Origin of the sequence: Actinoplanes sp. CA-131856, from assembly GCF_050956135.1 — a bacterium.
Classification (GTDB): Bacteria; Actinomycetota; Actinomycetes; order Mycobacteriales; family Micromonosporaceae; genus Actinoplanes.
The window spans coordinates 2195359-2209361 of sequence record NZ_CP191849.1; the positions used below are offsets into that span (position 1 = coordinate 2195359).

Below are 14003 nucleotides of genomic sequence, written 5' to 3' on the forward strand. Positions count from 1 at the left end.
ATGACAGGCGTGCGGCTTTTCGTCCCGGGGACGGCGACGACGATGGAGCAGTGGCGGAGCTCGCTCGGGCGGTCCGGTGTGACGCTGGACGACGCGGCGACCGAGTGGGTGGCCAACGACGGCTCGTTCGGTGAGGCGTTCGGCTACGGCACCATGTCGTGGGAGGAACAGCACGCCGTCGCCGGGGCGGGCAGTGCCCTGGTTCTGGCTCTGCCGGTCCGTCTCGGCGCCGGCTCCGGAGAGGTGGCGACCCTGATCGCGGCGCTGGGCGACGCCGGGGCGCTCGGCGTGCGCCTCGAACAGTCGAAGCTGGGCTGGACCGCCGACCGCTGGGTCGAGGCCCTCCGGGGTGGCGACCCGTGGACGCTCTACCACTGCGCGGTGGTGGCCTTGCAGGACGGCGAGGTGTCGCGGACGTGCGGCATGCACGCCTTCGGGCTGCCGGACGCGCAGGTCGAAGCGCCACCGGCCGAGGCCAACGAGCTGCTGGGTGTGCTGAACGTCTATCAGCTGGCGGAGGATCCCGTGCTCGTCAGCGGCGACACCTTCGCCCCCGACGCGGACACCGCGCGCCGCCGGCTGGAGCGCTGGCCCGACGACGGCTACCCGCCGGGTCACCCGTGCCACAACCCGTTCGGCGTCTGGCGTCTCGGCGCCGAGGGCGGCCGGGCCGACGCGCGGGGCGAGGCTCGGCCCGTCTTCATCCCGCCGCTGGTGGCTCTGCTGACCGCGGCCGAGGAAAAGGCCGGACGGCCTCTGCGCCGCGAAGAGGTGGAGACCGTCACCGACGAGGGCGCCTGCGTGATGATGAGCCACGCCGATGCGAAGGAGCTCGAGCGCGGCCGCGGGTACGCGGACCTCGAACCCCGGCTGGCGTGGGAGCAGTGGCAGACCGTGCGCGCTAATTCGGTCGCGATCAACGAGGACGGCCGCGCATGATGGCGGCGTGACCAAGCCGATTGCTTACCTCGCCGCCACTGTCGCTCCGGCCGATCGGGCCGTGCGGCAGCAGCAGGCCGGGTTCAGCGAAACGGCGGTCCTCTTCCCGCTGTCATGAGCGGGGCGTTCCTGGCCGGCGTCGTCGCCGGCTATGGCGTCGCCCTGCCCATGGGGGCCATCGGGGTGCTCATCGCCGGGCTCAGCGCACGCGTCTCCCTGCGCGTGGGCGCGGCGGCCGGGCTCGGTGCGGCCACCGCCGACGGGGTCTTCGCGGCGATCGCCGTGGCCGGGGGAGCCGCGGTGGCCACGGCCGTCGCGCCGGTCGCGGGACCGCTGCGCTGGATCGCCGCGGTCGTGTTGCTGGTGCTGGCGGCGATGACGGCACGAGCCGCCTTCCGCGCGCCGGCGGAGCGTGCCGAGCGGGCGGCGACACCGCTACGGGCGTACGCCGGAGTGCTCGGCCTGACGCTCCTCAACCCGGCGACCGTGATCTATTTCGCGGCCCTGGTGCTGGGCGGCGCGGGTGGCGGAGCCTGGTTCGTCGTGGGCGTCATGCTGGCCTCGGCCAGCTGGCAACTGGTGATCGCCGGCGGCGGCTCCCTGATCGGCCGATGGCTGACCGGCGAGCGCGGCCGCGTGATCACCTCGCTGGTCTCCAGCGCCGTGATCGCCGTGCTCGCCGTCAAACTCCTAGTCGGCTAAAGATGCTTGGTGGCCTCCCGGATCGAGAGGCCGGAGAGCCGGGCGCTGTTCTCGCTGACGAAGGCGCGGACGGCGGCCGGATCGGTGCGGGCGTACTGGCGGAGGGCCCAGCCGATCGCCTTGCGCACGAAGAAGTCGCGGTGGCCGGCCCGGTCGCGGCAGTAGCGGAAGAGCCGGTCGGTGTCGGTGCCGGCGCCGTAGTGGAGCTGATGCAGGATCGCCGTGCGGACCACCCACATGTCATCGTCGCGGGCCCACTCGTCCATCGCCGCGGTCAGCGACGGATGCCGGCTGACCAGGCCGCCGGTGACGCGGGTGGCGAGCGGGTCGACCGTGTCCCACCAGCTTTTCGTGGTGACCAGCGTGCGCACCACGTCGAGGAAACCGGGGCCGGGCACGCCGACGTGGCGCACCAGGTAGGAGCAGGCGACGTATTGATATTCGCGTTCGTCGCGACCCCACAGGGCGAGGGCGGCCGCGCGCAACTCGTCTTCGGCCGGGCGCGGGAGACCGGCCAGGGCCGCCCGCTCGAGTTTGCGCAGGGTGGGTGACGCCAGACCGAGGAACGGGAACTGGTCGCGCATATATTTCGCCTGCGCCGCCGCCCGCGCCGGGTCGGCGGCGGGCCGCAGGTGGGCGTCGAGGAGGGGCAGCAGGTCGGTCACGACCCGGATCCTGCCACCGTAGTGTGACAAGAATGGGTGAACGGGCGGCCGCCGGCGGCGGGAAATGGGTCGATATCGCGCCGGAGCGGCTGCCGCGCTGGCTCGAGAACTTCGAGCGCCGTCATGGCCCGTACGCCGAAGAGGGCTTGACCTTGATCGCCGAGGACGGTGCGACGGCGGCCTGGCAGGTGCCGCCGGGCGCTCCGCCGGTCGCGACGATCGCCGAGCTGATCACCGAGGCGGGCCGGGCGCGGCGGCTGGGTTTGCTGCTGGCGCGGAAGGGCGCGGTGGCGGTCGGCATCGCTGAGGGTGACGAGCTGGTGGCCTCCAAGGTGGACACCCACTACGTGCAGGGCCGCACGGCCGCCGGTGGCTGGTCGCAGCAGCGTTTCGCCCGCCGCCGGGACAACCAGGCAAAAGCGGCCACTGCCGACGGCGCCGGCATCGTGGGGCGCATTCTCCTTCCGGAGGTACGTCACCTGAGCGCGCTCGTCACGGGCGGTGACCGCACGGCGGTCGACGCGATTCTGGCCGCGCCCCAGCTGGCCCCGGTGGCCGCCGTCCGGGCCGAGAGGTTCCTGGACGTGCCCGAGCCCCGGCACGCGGTGCTGGTGTCCGCGATCGCCGGGGCCCGGTCGGTCTCCGTGCTGGTCAGAGAGCCTTAGAAAGAGGTGTCGCAGCTCTTCGGGTCGCCGCTCTCGTAACCGGTGCGGAACGCCTGCTGGCGCTGGGCCGACGTGCCGTGGGTGAACTCGGCCGGGTTGACCGTGCCGCCGCCCTGCCGCTGGAGGGTGTCGTCGCCGATCTGGCCGGCCGTCTGGATGCCCTCCTGGATGTCCTGGTCGGTCAGGCTCGTGAAGATGCGCTGCCCGTTGGCCGAGGTGGTGCTGCTGGCGGCCTTGGACCAGACACCGGCGTAGCAGTCGGCCTGGAGCTCGAGCTTGACCGAGAGCGCGTTCTTCTCCGAGTTGCTGGCGCCCTCCTGAGCGCGGCGCATCTTGGCCTCGGTGCCGGTGATGTCCTGGATGTGGTGGCCGTACTCGTGGGCCAGCACGTACGGCTGCGCGAACTCGCCCGGAGCGCCGAGCTGCTTCGCGAGGACCTGGTAGAAGGTCAGGTCGATGTACACCTGGTTGTCGCCGGGGCAGTAGAAGGGCCCGACGCCGGAGTCGGCCGCGCCACAGGCCGTACTGACGCGGTTGGAGAAGAAGACGGTCTTGGCCGGCTCGTACTGGATGCCGAAGGCGTCCGGCGTCTCCTGCTTCCAGTAGGCCTGGATGGAGTTGACGAAGAGCACATTCCGGCAGTCGAGCTGCTTGATCGCCGTCGACTTGTCGGCGCACTCCTGGTTGATGTTGCCGTTGTCGGCCTGCTCGGATCCGCCGCCGCCCATGGCGTTGATGCCGAAGTAGCCGCCGACCACGGCGATGACGAGCGTGATGATGATCCCGACGAGGCCGCCGCCACCGATGGGGATCGGCAGGCCACCCAGGCCGCCGCCTCCTCCACCGGATCCACGTCGATCCTCGACCTGACTGGTATCGATGTCGGCGTTCTCGTTGAGTTCCATCTCATCCTCACTGAGCTGTGTGCCCGGCGTGTACCCGTTGATCTTGATCGTTAATCGGTTGGGAGGTGTCAGCGGGTGCCCGGTACTATTGCCGGGTGCTGCTCTGCGAAGACTGACCTGCCCCGCGCCGACCGCCTCTCCCGAGATGGCCGGCGCTTTCGCGTGTCCGGAGTCAGCCTTCTTTTTTCTTCGAGAGCGAGCCTTCAATCATGATCACCGCCACCGGACTGGAACTGCGCGCCGGCGCCCGCATCCTGCTGTCCCCGGTCACCCTGCGGGTGCAGCCGGGCGACCGGATCGGGCTGGTCGGGCGCAACGGCGCGGGCAAGACCACCACCCTCAAGGTCCTGGCCGGCGAGGGCCAGCCCTACGCGGGCGCCGTCGAGCGCACCAGCGAGGTCGGCTATCTGCCGCAGGACCCGCGGACCGGCGACCTGAACGTCACCGGCCGTGACCGCGTGCTCAGCGCCCGCGGCCTCGACTCGATCATCTCCGAGATGCAGAAACTCGAGATCGAGCTCGAGGAGAGCGCCGACGACAAGCTGATCCGCCGCTACGGCCACCTCGAGGACCAGTTCTCCGCCCTGGGCGGATACGCGGCCGAGGCCGAGGCCGCCCGCATCTGCTCCAACCTGGGCCTGCCCGACCGCGCGCTCGCGCAGACCATCGGCACCCTCTCCGGCGGTCAGCGCCGCCGCATCGAGCTGGCCCGCATCCTGTTCGCCGACTCCGGGCAGAACGGCAAGGGCATCCTGCTGCTCGACGAGCCGACCAACCACCTGGATCAGGACTCGATCGCCTGGCTGCGCGGATATATGGCCCAGCACAAGGGCGGCCTCGTGGTGATCAGCCACGACGTCGAGCTGCTCGACGCCGCGGTGAACAAGGTGTGGTACCTCGACGCCAACCGGTCGGTCGTCGACATCTACAACGTCGGCTGGAAGAAATATCTCGAGTCGCGCGAGACCGACGAGCGCCGCCGGCGCCGCGAGCGGGCCAACGCCGAGAAGAAGGCCGGCGCCCTGATGGCGCAGGCCGACAAGATGCGGGCCAAGGCCACCAAGACGGTGGCCGCGCAGAACATGGCCCGCCGGGCCGAGAAACTGCTGGGCGGCCTGGAGGAGCAGCGCGTCTCCGACAAGGTGGCCAAGGTGCGCTTCCCCAGCCCGGCCCCGTGCGGCAAGACGCCGCTGACGGCCAGTGGCCTCTCGAAGTCGTACGGCTCGCTCGAGATCTTCACCGACGTCGACGTGGCGGTCGACCGCGGCTCCCGGGTCGCGATCCTCGGCCTCAACGGCGCCGGCAAGACGACACTGCTGCGCATGCTGGGCGGGCTGCTCGAGCCCGACACCGGCGAGGTGCGCGCCGGACACGGACTGCGGCTGGGCTACTACGCCCAGGAGCACGAGACGCTCGACGTCGACCGCACCATCTTGGAGCACATGCGCAGCGCCGCGTCGGAGCAGACCGACACCGAGCTGCGCAAGATCCTGGGCGCGTTCCTCTTCTCGGGTGACGACGTCGACAAGCCGGCGGGTGTCCTCTCAGGTGGTGAAAAAACCCGTCTGGCGCTCGCCACGCTGGTCTGCTCGGGAGCCAACGTGCTGTTGCTCGACGAGCCGACGAACAACCTCGACCCGGTCAGCCGGGAGCAGGTGCTCGACGCCATCGCCAACTATCCGGGCGCGATCGTGCTGGTCACGCACGATGCCGGCGCGGTGCAGGCATTGAAGCCCGACCGGGCCATCCTGCTGCCCGACGGTGACGAGGACGCGTGGAGCGACGACCTGCTGGAGCTCGTCGAACTGGCCTGATCGGGGCGTAGATCGGCAATCATCGCGATCGTCGGTTGTCAACCAGTGCCCACACAGACAGTGCGACGTTCGGGCGTTTGCGGTCAGGTCGGGCACGGCCTTGATCGCGGCAAAGTTGGCACACTCGTGATCGGAGCGCTCGGTGCGCGCCACATCGACGCTGCGTCATGTCCGGCCGCGGGCTGTCCTCGATCGAGTGTTTGTGCAGGTGATCGATGGTCTTGGTCCGGGTCGTGCCGATGTGGACCCGGCAGTCGGAAAGCTGCCGCCCCTAACGTCAGTTAACTGTCTGACATTGATGGCCGTGGTCATCGTCAAGTTCCTGACAGTGGCAAATGGGCACGTTGGCTAAGCCTGGATACCTAGCGCATGATCGTTGGAGGCGGTCTAATAGGTGAGACCGTATCGAACCGCACAGTCTCGGATGTGAGGATTCAGCATGCCAGCCACGGGCACCGCCAGCAGCACCGAGAAGGGTCGGCGAATCGTCGGCACAGAGCGCCAGTCGTTAGCCAAGGATCTGGTCAAGCGTTACACCTCCGGTGAGAGCATTCGCGCGCTCGCCGCTTCGACCGGCCGTTCCTACGGATTCGTGCACCGCGTGCTCACCGAATCCGGCGTGCAGCTACGCCAGCGTGGCGGCGCGCGTCGCCGCAAGAAGGCGTGACGACCGGCAACGCCGCACCCGGCACCCCCGCCGACGAGTCGGGCGTTAGCTACGACCTGGACGGGCCGGTGGCAACGGTGACGTTGTCCCGGCCCGAGGTGCTCAATGCGCAGACCCCCGCGATGTGGGCCGAGCTCGCGAACATTTCGCGGAAATTACCGGGCGACGTGCGAGTCGTCATTGTCCGTGGTGAGGGACGTTCCTTTTCCGCGGGCCTGGATCTGTCGGTCGCGCGCGGCGATGGCGATTCTTCACTCGTGAAGCTCGCGCAGTTGTCACCCGAGGAGAGCGCCGATCGGATTGCCGGCTTCCAAGCCGCGTTCACCTGGCTCCGCAACCCGTCCATCGTGACGATCGCGGCCGTTCAGGGGCACGCGATCGGCGCCGGTTTTCAGCTCGCGCTCAACTGCGACCTCCGGGTGCTCGCCGACGACGCGAAGTTCTCGATGGCCGAGGTGACGCTCGGGCTCGTGCCGGACCTGGGCGGGACGAAGCGTCTCGCCGAGCTGACCGGGCCGTCCCGCGCGCTCGAGATCTGCCTGACCGGCCGGCGCATCGCCGCCGACGAGGCCGAGCGCATCGGCCTGGCCACCACGGTCGTGCCCGCGGCCGAGCTCTCGGCCACGGTCGCCGACCTCACGGCCGCCATCATCGCGGCCGACGCGGGCGCCACCAGCGAGATCAAGGCCTTGCTGTCCGGCGCCGGGCTCCGTTCGTACGCCGAGCAGGACCGCGCCGAGCGTGAGGCGCAGACGCGCCGCGTCCGCGAGCTCCTGGGAAGCGGCGAGTAACCAGCGGGAATTCTCTCACCCCCCGGGTTGTCGTACCCCCGAGGCAGACTGTCGCTGCCCGCCATTCACGACCGCCCGGGAGGTGACGAGATGAGCATGCCCAGCTGGACCATGCTTCGCTCGATCCAGAACTCGGACCGGGTCGCCGAGCACCGCCTCCGCCGGGGCACCACCCGGCGGATCCTGCGCTACGCCCGTCCCTATCGCCGGGACATCCTGGTCTTCCTGCTCACCGTGGTCGTCGCCGCCGGCATCGGCGTGGCCACACCCCTTCTCGCCGGCCACGTGGTCAACGCGATCACCGACGGCGGCTCCGGCGCCGCCTCGCTCGTGGTCCGGCTGGCGCTGCTCATCGCCGCGCTCGCCGTGGTCGACGCCTTCCTGTCGCTCGCCCAGCGGTGGTATTCGGCCCGCATCGGCGAGGGCATCATCCTCGACCTGCGGACCAGGGTGTACGACCACGTCCAGCGCATGCCGCTGCAGTTCTTCACCCGCACGCAGACCGGCGCGCTCGTGAGCCGGCTCAACAACGACGTCACCGGCGCCCAGCGGGCCTTCACGTCCACCCTGTCCGGCGTGGTCAGCAACGTCATTCAGCTGGTGCTCACCGCCGCCGTCATGTTCAGCCTGTCCTGGCCGATCACCGTGCTGTCGCTGGTCATGCTGCCGCTGTTCATCATCCCGGCCCGCCGCGTGGGCAAGAGGCTGGCCGACATCACCCGCGAGTCGTACAACCTCGACGCCAAGATGAACGCGACCATGACCGAGCGCTTCAACGTCTCCGGTGCGATGCTGGTCAAGCTGTTCGGCCGGCCCGAGACCGAGGCCGCCCGCTTCGGCGAGCGCGCCTCGCGGGTCCGCGACATCGGCGTGCAGCAGGCGATGTACTCACGCACGTTCTTCGTCGCGATGCTGCTGGTCGCCTCCCTCGCGCAGGCGCTGACGTACGGCCTGGGCGGTTGGCTCGCGGTTGCCGGCAGCGTCACGGCCGGCACCGTGGTGACGCTGGCCCTGCTGCTGACCCGGCTGTACGGGCCACTGACCGCCCTCAGCAACGTGCGGGTCGACGTGATGAGCGCGCTGGTCTCCTTCGACCGGGTCTTCGAGGTGCTCGACCTCAAGCCGGGCATCGAGGAGAAGCCGGAAGCCGTCGATCTGCCCGCCGGCGGCGGCCGGGTCGAGTTCCGCGACGTGCACTTCCGCTACCCGAGCGCCGGCGAGGTGTCGCTGGCCACGCTCGAGGACGTGGTCACCCTCGACCGCACGGAGCAGGCGCCCGTGCTGCGCGGCGTCGACTTCACCGTGGAGCCCGGTCAGATGGTGGCCCTGGTCGGCCCGTCCGGCGCCGGCAAGTCGACCACGTCGATGCTGCTGTCACGGGTCTACGACGTCACCGAGGGCTCGGTGCGGGTCGGCGGCGTCGACGTGCGCGACGCCACGCTCGACTCGCTGCGCGACACCATCGGCGTCGTCACCCAGGACGCCCACCTGTTCCACGAGACCATCGCCGAAAATCTGCGGTACGCCCGGCCGGGCGCCACCGAGGAGGAGATGTGGGAGGCGCTGCGCGGCGCCCAGGTCGCGGACCTCGTCCGCGGCCTGCCCGACGGCCTCGAGACGGTCGTCGGCGAGCGGGGCTACCGCTTCTCCGGTGGCGAGAAACAGCGCCTGGCCATCGCCCGGCTGCTGCTCAAACGCCCGTCGATCGTCGTGCTCGACGAGGCCACGGCCCACCTCGACAGCGAGTCCGAGGCGGCGGTGCAGCGGGCACTGACGGCGGCCCTCGAGGGGCGCACGGCGCTGGTCATCGCCCACCGGCTCTCCACGGTCCGCGAGGCCGACCAGATCCTCGTGCTCGACAAGGGCCGCATCGTCGAGCGGGGCCGGCACGACGAGCTGGTCGCCGCGGGCGGGCTCTACGCGGAGCTCTACCGCACCCAGTTCGCCGAGACCTCCCCGGCGCGGTACGCCGAGGAGGTCGAGGTGGTCACCGTGCCGGCCCGGCCCATCGAGCCTTAGACGCAGGCGCGCCCGCTGACGGCGAGCAGGCGTACGAAATCGCTCGCGCCCTCGGGCGGGGCCACCTCGTCACCGAAGACGCCCATCTTGCGGCCCTGCGGCGCCATCTGGGCGATGACCGGGGCGAGGACCTTGACGGCGGCCGGGTCGGGCTCGTAGCTCTGCCCGGTCGCCTGGGCCAGGTCCCAGCCGTGCACGGTCAGGTCGACCAGCACGAGGTTGCCGACGACGGCCTGCGGCAGGCCCATGCCGGGGGAGTTGCCCTCCAGCGCGGCCGGGTCGGACCAGGCCTCGATCAGGGTGGCGGTCTCGTCGGCGAAGCGCTGCCGCCAGTCGCCGGTGAGCACGTCCGGCGTGGTGCTGAAGTCGGGCTGCTCGCGCACGGCCAGGGCCTGGAAGTTCACCACCACCTGGAAGAGGTGGTTGAGCAGGTCGCGGACGCGGAACTCGGCACACGGGGTCGGCTCGTCGAGCTGGCCGTCGCGAACCTCCCGGATCACCGGGAGCGTCCGGTCGGCCGCCGCCGCCAACAACGTACTGATCTCGGTCGTCATGGCGTCGACGGTAGCGAATCGAGCAGCTCCCGGAAGGCCCCCGCAAGGGTGTCCACGGTGTAGTGGGCGTTCAGGCCGCTCGGGTTGGGCAGCACCCAGATCGGCGTCCCGTCCAACGCGTCGTTCTGCGGTCCCATCACGGCCTTGGGCCGGGCGAAGGCGGCTCGGTAGGCCGTGATGCCGAGCACGGCGAAGACCCCCGGACGGATTTTCCGGACTTTGTCCGACAAGATGCGGCCACCGGCCACCAGCTCGGCCGGGGAAAGCTCGTCGGCCCGGGCGGTGGGCCGGGCCACCACGTTGGTGATGCCGAGACCCATCGCGGGCAGTTCGGCCTGCTCGGACGGGTGCAGTTGCCGGTCGGTGAAGCCGGAACGGTGCAGGGCCGGCCAGAAGCGGTTGCCGGGCCGGGCGAAGTGGTGGCCGGTCGCCGCCGAATAAAGGCTCGGGTTGATGCCGGAGAACAGCACCCGCAGGTTCGGGCCGATCACATCGGGGATGGTCTGGTTCGCGGCGGCGTTCACAGGGCGCGGGTGTTCCCGCCGTCGACCGCGATCAGCGAACCGGTGACGTAGCTGGCCGCGGGGGAGAGCATGAACGCGGCCACCCGGCCGAACTCGGCCGGCTCGCCCAGGCGGCGCATCGGGATCTTCGACGCGACGTCGGCCGCGGCGGCCGACGCGTCGCCGGTCGCGGCGAACAGCTCCCGGTTGCGATCGGTCATGATGCGGCCCGGGAGCAGGCTCACGATGCGGACGCCGCGCGGGGCGTACTCGTCGGCCATGTCCTTCGCCGCCATGGCGAGACCCGGCCGGAGGCCGTTGGACAGGCCCAGGCCGGCCAGCGGAGCCTTGACCGAGGTGGAGAGCACGAGCGCGATCGCGCCGCTCTCGGGCAGCGCCGCCGCGAAGACCCGGGCCGCCCGCATCGTGCCCAGGAAGACCGTCTCGAAGGCGTCGCGCCACTGCTCGTCGGTCATCGCGGCCGCGGTGCCCAGCGCCGGGCCGCCCACCGAGATCATCGCCCCGTCGAAGCGGCCGAACCGCTCCACCGCGGTGTCGGCCAGCAGGCGCGGCGCCTCGGGGTCGGCGAGGTCGGCGACCACACCGGCCGCGTGTCCCTCGCCGCCCAGCTGCCGGACCGCCTCGTCGACGCGGTCGCGGTCGCGCGCCGAGATCACCACCTTGGCGCCGTCGGCGACCAGCGCCTCCGCCGTGGCGAACCCGAGCCCCCGCGAGGCACCGGTGAGAACGTAGACGCGATCGGCCAGTCCGAGATCCATGCCCTCGATCCTGCCAGCCGCCGGTCAGCGGCGGTGCAGGGCGGCCGCGGTCGTCTCATCGGCGGGAAGTAAAGACTCGATCATCAGCTCGTCCAGGGTGACGTCCCGCGCGGTGCCGAGCACCGAGGTGATGCTGAAGAAGCTGAGATCGTCGATCTTCAGCGGTACGACCAGACCGGCATCCGTTTTGTCGGTGCCGCCCGGATAATCCGACAGTTCGGCCCGCAGCGCCGTGTCCGTCACCCGGTGCAGGATGTGGCCCCGCCACTCGGCCAGGTTACGGATGCGGGGCGCCAGACCGTCCGGGTGCAGCGAGAGCCGCAGCACGTTGACCGGCGGTTCGAGCAGCCACGGCGCGCAGCCCTCGACCAGCGGCCCCACCGCCGCGTTGGCGTCGATCATCGTCCAGTTCCGGTCGACGAGCAGGGCCGGATAGGGCTCGTGGCCCTTCAGCACGTTCCGCAGCGAGGCGAGGATCGCCGCGAGCGGCGCCCCGCTCAGCTCCGACTCGGAGTAGGCGGGCGCGAAACCACCGGCCACCAGCAGCTCGTTGCGGGAGCGCAGCGGCACGTCGAGCTCCTCGGCCAGCCGCAGGATCATGTCGCGGGTGGGCCGGGACCGCCCGGTCTCGACGAAGGAGAGATGCCGCGTGGAGACGCCGGCCTGCGCCGACAGCTCCAGCTGGCTCATCCGCCGTCCGGTCCGCCAGTCGCGCAGCCGCTGCCCCACGTCGGTCATGCGACGACCCTAGGGCGGCCGGGGTCATGGCGGCCATTACCTCCGAGGTAATCGACGGCCCTACCGGTGCCGGGCGACGGTGGTCGCACCGACAACTCGCATCGAGAGAGGACGCAGTCATGACCGACTTCGAGACCGTGGTGGACCGCTACCTGGCCGTGTGGAACGAGACCGACGCCGCGGCCCGCCGCACCGCGATCGGCGCCCTTTTCGCCGAGGACGTCCGCTACGTCGACCCGCTGGCCGCGGTCGAGGGGCGCGACGCGCTGTCCGAGCTGATCGGCGGCGTGCACCAGCACTTCCCCGGCCTGAAGTTCGCACCGGGCGGCCTGATCGACGGCCACCACGACCAGGTCCGCTTCACGTGGACCCTGGGCCCGGCGGCCGGCTTCGACGTGGCCGAGCTCGACGCCGACGGCCACATCAGCCGCGTGCTGGGCTTCCTCGACCGTTCCTAGTCACCGCCGATGGAGCGCTCCCGCGTGCCGGCGTGGCTCAGTACGGCCGGCCTGTACGCGGCGTTGACCTTCACCGGGCTGTGCCTGGTGGCGGCGTGCGCCGGCCTGTTCATGGTCGCCCGTGCCGAGATCATCCTCGACCTCGGGCACCGCGTCGTGGAGGCCTCCGTCATCGAGGTCTCCACGGCGTCGCGCGGCCCCGGCAGCGCCGAGGTGGTCTTCCCGGTCGACGGTCACCAGCGCGAGACCTGGGTGGAGCAGCCATGGTGGGGCCCGGGCGCATCGGTCGGCGACGAGATCAGCGTCGAGTACTCGCCGGCACACCCGTCGGTGGCACGTCGCGCCGGCGCCCATGACGCCCTGAGCCTCGTGGGTGTGGCCATTGCCGCCACCGTCGCCGGCCTGATCTTCGAAGCCCTTCGGCGCCGCTCCCGAAAGCGCTCACGCCGTCGCTCCTGATGTCATGGACGGCGCTCTTGACGTCGTGGACGGCGCTCTCGACGTCATGGACGGCGCTCTCGACGTCATGGACGGCGCAGGATCCATGTGGAACTCCCGGCCCGCAGGACGACGGCGCCGGCGGCGGTGCGGAGTGCGGGCCCGCGACGTGGTCTCGGCGGCGACTGACCGTCATATCGGAAGGTCGCCTCCCGCTCCGCGAGCTCCGGGGCCGCCATGGCGGGCAGCGCGTTCCGTGCCCTCAGCTCACGGGCCAGATCCCAGCCGTCGCGCAGCGAGCCCTGTGTCGGACGCGCCGCCGCCCACTGCGCGAACTCCCGCTTCCACCGGTCGCCGAAGCCGGCCGCCAACATCGGCCACTGCCGCGAGACCTCGCCGGCTCGCTTGCGCAGCAGCGCCACTCGCGCTGCCTCGAAGCGAAAACCGTCAAACCCTTCCGGTACGGATCGGCCGGCAGTCAGCGCTTCGACGAGGGCGGCTTGGCGGTCGGCCAGGCTCCCCGGTCCGCCGCCGGGCTGTCCTGCGTGGTCACCCTCTTCACCGGTCATGTGACGCCCGGATATCCGGAGGCCTTGGCGATGGCGTCGAGTTCCGCGCGCAGCTCGGCCGCCGGCGGATAGTCACCGTCGCGTTCCAGCATGAGGGCCGGTGGGCGGTGGCGCGCACACAGCGCGGCGACCAGGTCGAGGACGGGCTGGGGCACGGCGTCGGTGTGGGTGTCGTGATAGAGGCCCTGGTGTTCGGCGCCGCCGGCCACGTGGGTGTAGGCGACCCGCTCCAGCGGCAGCTGGTCGAGCAGCTCCTCGGGGTCGGTGCCGCGGTTGCGCGCGTTGGCGTAGACGTTGGCCACGTCGAGCAGGAGCAGGGCCCCCGTCCGGTCGAGGATCTCGGTGATGAACTGGGCCTCGGTCAGCTCGTCGTCGGGCCAGTCGAACAGGGCGGCGATCGGCTCCAGCGCGATCGGCACACTCAGCGAGGCTTGCACCCGCCGCACGTTGGCCGTCACCGCGGCCACGGCTTCGCGGCTGCGGGGCAGCGGCAGCAGGTGCCCGGCCTCGATGCCGCCCGCCCGCACGAAGGCGATGTGCTCGCTCACCAGCGGAGCGCCGAGCCGCTCGGCCACGGCCGCGAAATGCTCGATCCGGTCGGCCGGCACCGGCTCGGCCCCGCCCAGCGAGAGCCGCACCCCGTGCGGGATCACCGTGACGCCCCGGTCGAGCAGCGCCTCCAGCCCGCTCGGCAGTTCGCCGTGCGCGTGCACCGACTCCGCGACCACCTCGGCGAACCGCAGCCCCGGCAGCTCGGCCACGAACCCGGCGATCTCGGGCCGCCACCCGATGCCGAC

Annotated in this window: 17 protein-coding genes; 9 read left to right on the forward strand and 8 right to left on the reverse strand. The window is 71.1% G+C overall.

Annotated elements, in window-relative coordinates; genetic code table 11:
- The gene (locus ACQP2X_RS10560) at window positions 1–939 is read left to right on the forward strand and encodes a hypothetical protein (protein WP_498696038.1); all 939 of its coding nucleotides are present in this window, start codon (window positions 1–3) and stop codon (window positions 937–939) included.
- 114 nt (window positions 940–1053) lie between these two features.
- Window positions 1054–1641, forward strand: a complete 588-nt coding sequence (locus ACQP2X_RS10565) for a LysE family transporter (protein ID WP_498696039.1) — start codon at window positions 1054–1056, stop codon at window positions 1639–1641.
- On the opposite strand, the gene ACQP2X_RS10570 is transcribed toward ACQP2X_RS10565, so the two are convergent.
- Window positions 1638–2306 carry a DNA alkylation repair protein gene (locus tag ACQP2X_RS10570; RefSeq protein ID WP_498696040.1) on the reverse strand — a complete coding sequence of 223 codons (669 nt, stop codon included), beginning with the start codon at window positions 2304–2306 and terminating at the stop codon, window positions 1638–1640. The two genes, ACQP2X_RS10565 and ACQP2X_RS10570, sit on opposite strands and share 4 nt — an antisense overlap.
- A gap of 32 nt (window positions 2307–2338) precedes the next feature.
- Here ACQP2X_RS10570 and ACQP2X_RS10575 point away from each other — a divergent pair, with 32 nt between their 5' ends.
- A complete protein-coding gene (locus ACQP2X_RS10575) occupies window positions 2339–2971 on the forward strand; it encodes an acVLRF1 family peptidyl-tRNA hydrolase (RefSeq protein ID WP_498696041.1) in 633 nt (210 codons plus the stop codon).
- Here the strand turns inward: ACQP2X_RS10575 and ypfJ are convergent.
- On the reverse strand, window positions 2968–3876 hold the full coding sequence (gene ypfJ / locus ACQP2X_RS10580) for a KPN_02809 family neutral zinc metallopeptidase (RefSeq protein ID WP_498696042.1): 909 nt from the start codon (window positions 3874–3876) through the stop codon (window positions 2968–2970). The genes ACQP2X_RS10575 and ypfJ overlap by 4 nt on opposite strands.
- A gap of 209 nt (window positions 3877–4085) precedes the next feature.
- Here ypfJ and ACQP2X_RS10585 point away from each other — a divergent pair, with 209 nt between their 5' ends.
- The 4 genes from ACQP2X_RS10585 (at window position 4086) to ACQP2X_RS10600 (ending at window position 9167) form a co-directional block, all read left to right on the forward strand.
- Window positions 4086–5690, forward strand: a complete 1605-nt coding sequence (locus tag ACQP2X_RS10585; RefSeq protein WP_498658250.1) for an ABC-F family ATP-binding cassette domain-containing protein — start codon at window positions 4086–4088, stop codon at window positions 5688–5690.
- Between the two features lie 439 nt (window positions 5691–6129).
- Window positions 6130–6357 (forward strand): helix-turn-helix domain-containing protein, encoded by a 228-nt coding sequence (locus ACQP2X_RS10590; RefSeq protein WP_097322431.1) that lies wholly within the window; start codon window positions 6130–6132, stop codon window positions 6355–6357.
- Window positions 6354–7148, forward strand: a complete 795-nt coding sequence (locus ACQP2X_RS10595) for an enoyl-CoA hydratase/isomerase family protein (RefSeq protein WP_498696043.1) — start codon at window positions 6354–6356, stop codon at window positions 7146–7148. The genes ACQP2X_RS10590 and ACQP2X_RS10595 overlap by 4 nt, the downstream gene beginning before the upstream one ends.
- Window positions 7149–7244: 96 nt before the next feature.
- On the forward strand, window positions 7245–9167 hold the full coding sequence (locus ACQP2X_RS10600; protein ID WP_498700911.1) for an ABC transporter ATP-binding protein: 1923 nt from the start codon (window positions 7245–7247) through the stop codon (window positions 9165–9167).
- Here ACQP2X_RS10600 and ACQP2X_RS10605 read toward each other — a convergent pair.
- From ACQP2X_RS10605 to ACQP2X_RS10620, 4 genes are read right to left on the reverse strand one after another with little or no spacing between them, the layout of a single operon-like run.
- Window positions 9164–9721, reverse strand: coding sequence for a TIGR03086 family metal-binding protein (locus tag ACQP2X_RS10605; protein ID WP_498696044.1), 558 nt, complete (start codon window positions 9719–9721; stop codon window positions 9164–9166). The genes ACQP2X_RS10600 and ACQP2X_RS10605 overlap by 4 nt on opposite strands.
- Window positions 9718–10245, reverse strand: coding sequence for a G/U mismatch-specific DNA glycosylase (gene mug / locus ACQP2X_RS10610; protein WP_498696045.1), 528 nt, complete (start codon window positions 10243–10245; stop codon window positions 9718–9720). The genes ACQP2X_RS10605 and mug overlap by 4 nt, the downstream gene beginning before the upstream one ends.
- The gene (locus tag ACQP2X_RS10615; RefSeq protein WP_498696046.1) at window positions 10242–11003 is read right to left on the reverse strand and encodes an SDR family oxidoreductase; all 762 of its coding nucleotides are present in this window, start codon (window positions 11001–11003) and stop codon (window positions 10242–10244) included. The genes mug and ACQP2X_RS10615 overlap by 4 nt, the downstream gene beginning before the upstream one ends.
- A gap of 24 nt (window positions 11004–11027) precedes the next feature.
- Entirely contained in the window at window positions 11028–11741 is a 714-nt protein-coding gene (locus tag ACQP2X_RS10620) for a helix-turn-helix domain-containing protein (RefSeq protein ID WP_498696047.1), read from the reverse strand.
- A 119-nt stretch (window positions 11742–11860) separates the two neighbouring features.
- Here ACQP2X_RS10620 and ACQP2X_RS10625 point away from each other — a divergent pair, with 119 nt between their 5' ends.
- A complete protein-coding gene (locus ACQP2X_RS10625; RefSeq protein WP_498696048.1) occupies window positions 11861–12199 on the forward strand; it encodes a nuclear transport factor 2 family protein in 339 nt (112 codons plus the stop codon).
- 9 nt (window positions 12200–12208) lie between these two features.
- Window positions 12209–12658, forward strand: a complete 450-nt coding sequence (locus ACQP2X_RS10630; protein ID WP_498696049.1) for a hypothetical protein — start codon at window positions 12209–12211, stop codon at window positions 12656–12658.
- A gap of 65 nt (window positions 12659–12723) precedes the next feature.
- Here ACQP2X_RS10630 and ACQP2X_RS10635 read toward each other — a convergent pair whose 3' ends face one another.
- Window positions 12724–13206 (reverse strand): SCO6045 C-terminal-like domain-containing protein, encoded by a 483-nt coding sequence (locus ACQP2X_RS10635; protein WP_498696050.1) that lies wholly within the window; start codon window positions 13204–13206, stop codon window positions 12724–12726.
- Complete coding sequence (locus ACQP2X_RS10640) at window positions 13203–13997, reverse strand: MbnB/TglH/ChrH family RiPP precursor modification enzyme (RefSeq protein ID WP_498700913.1); 795 nt, start codon at window positions 13995–13997, stop codon at window positions 13203–13205. Before ACQP2X_RS10640 ends, ACQP2X_RS10635 begins: the two co-directional genes overlap by 4 nt.
- Window positions 13998–14003: the final 6 nt, after the last annotated feature.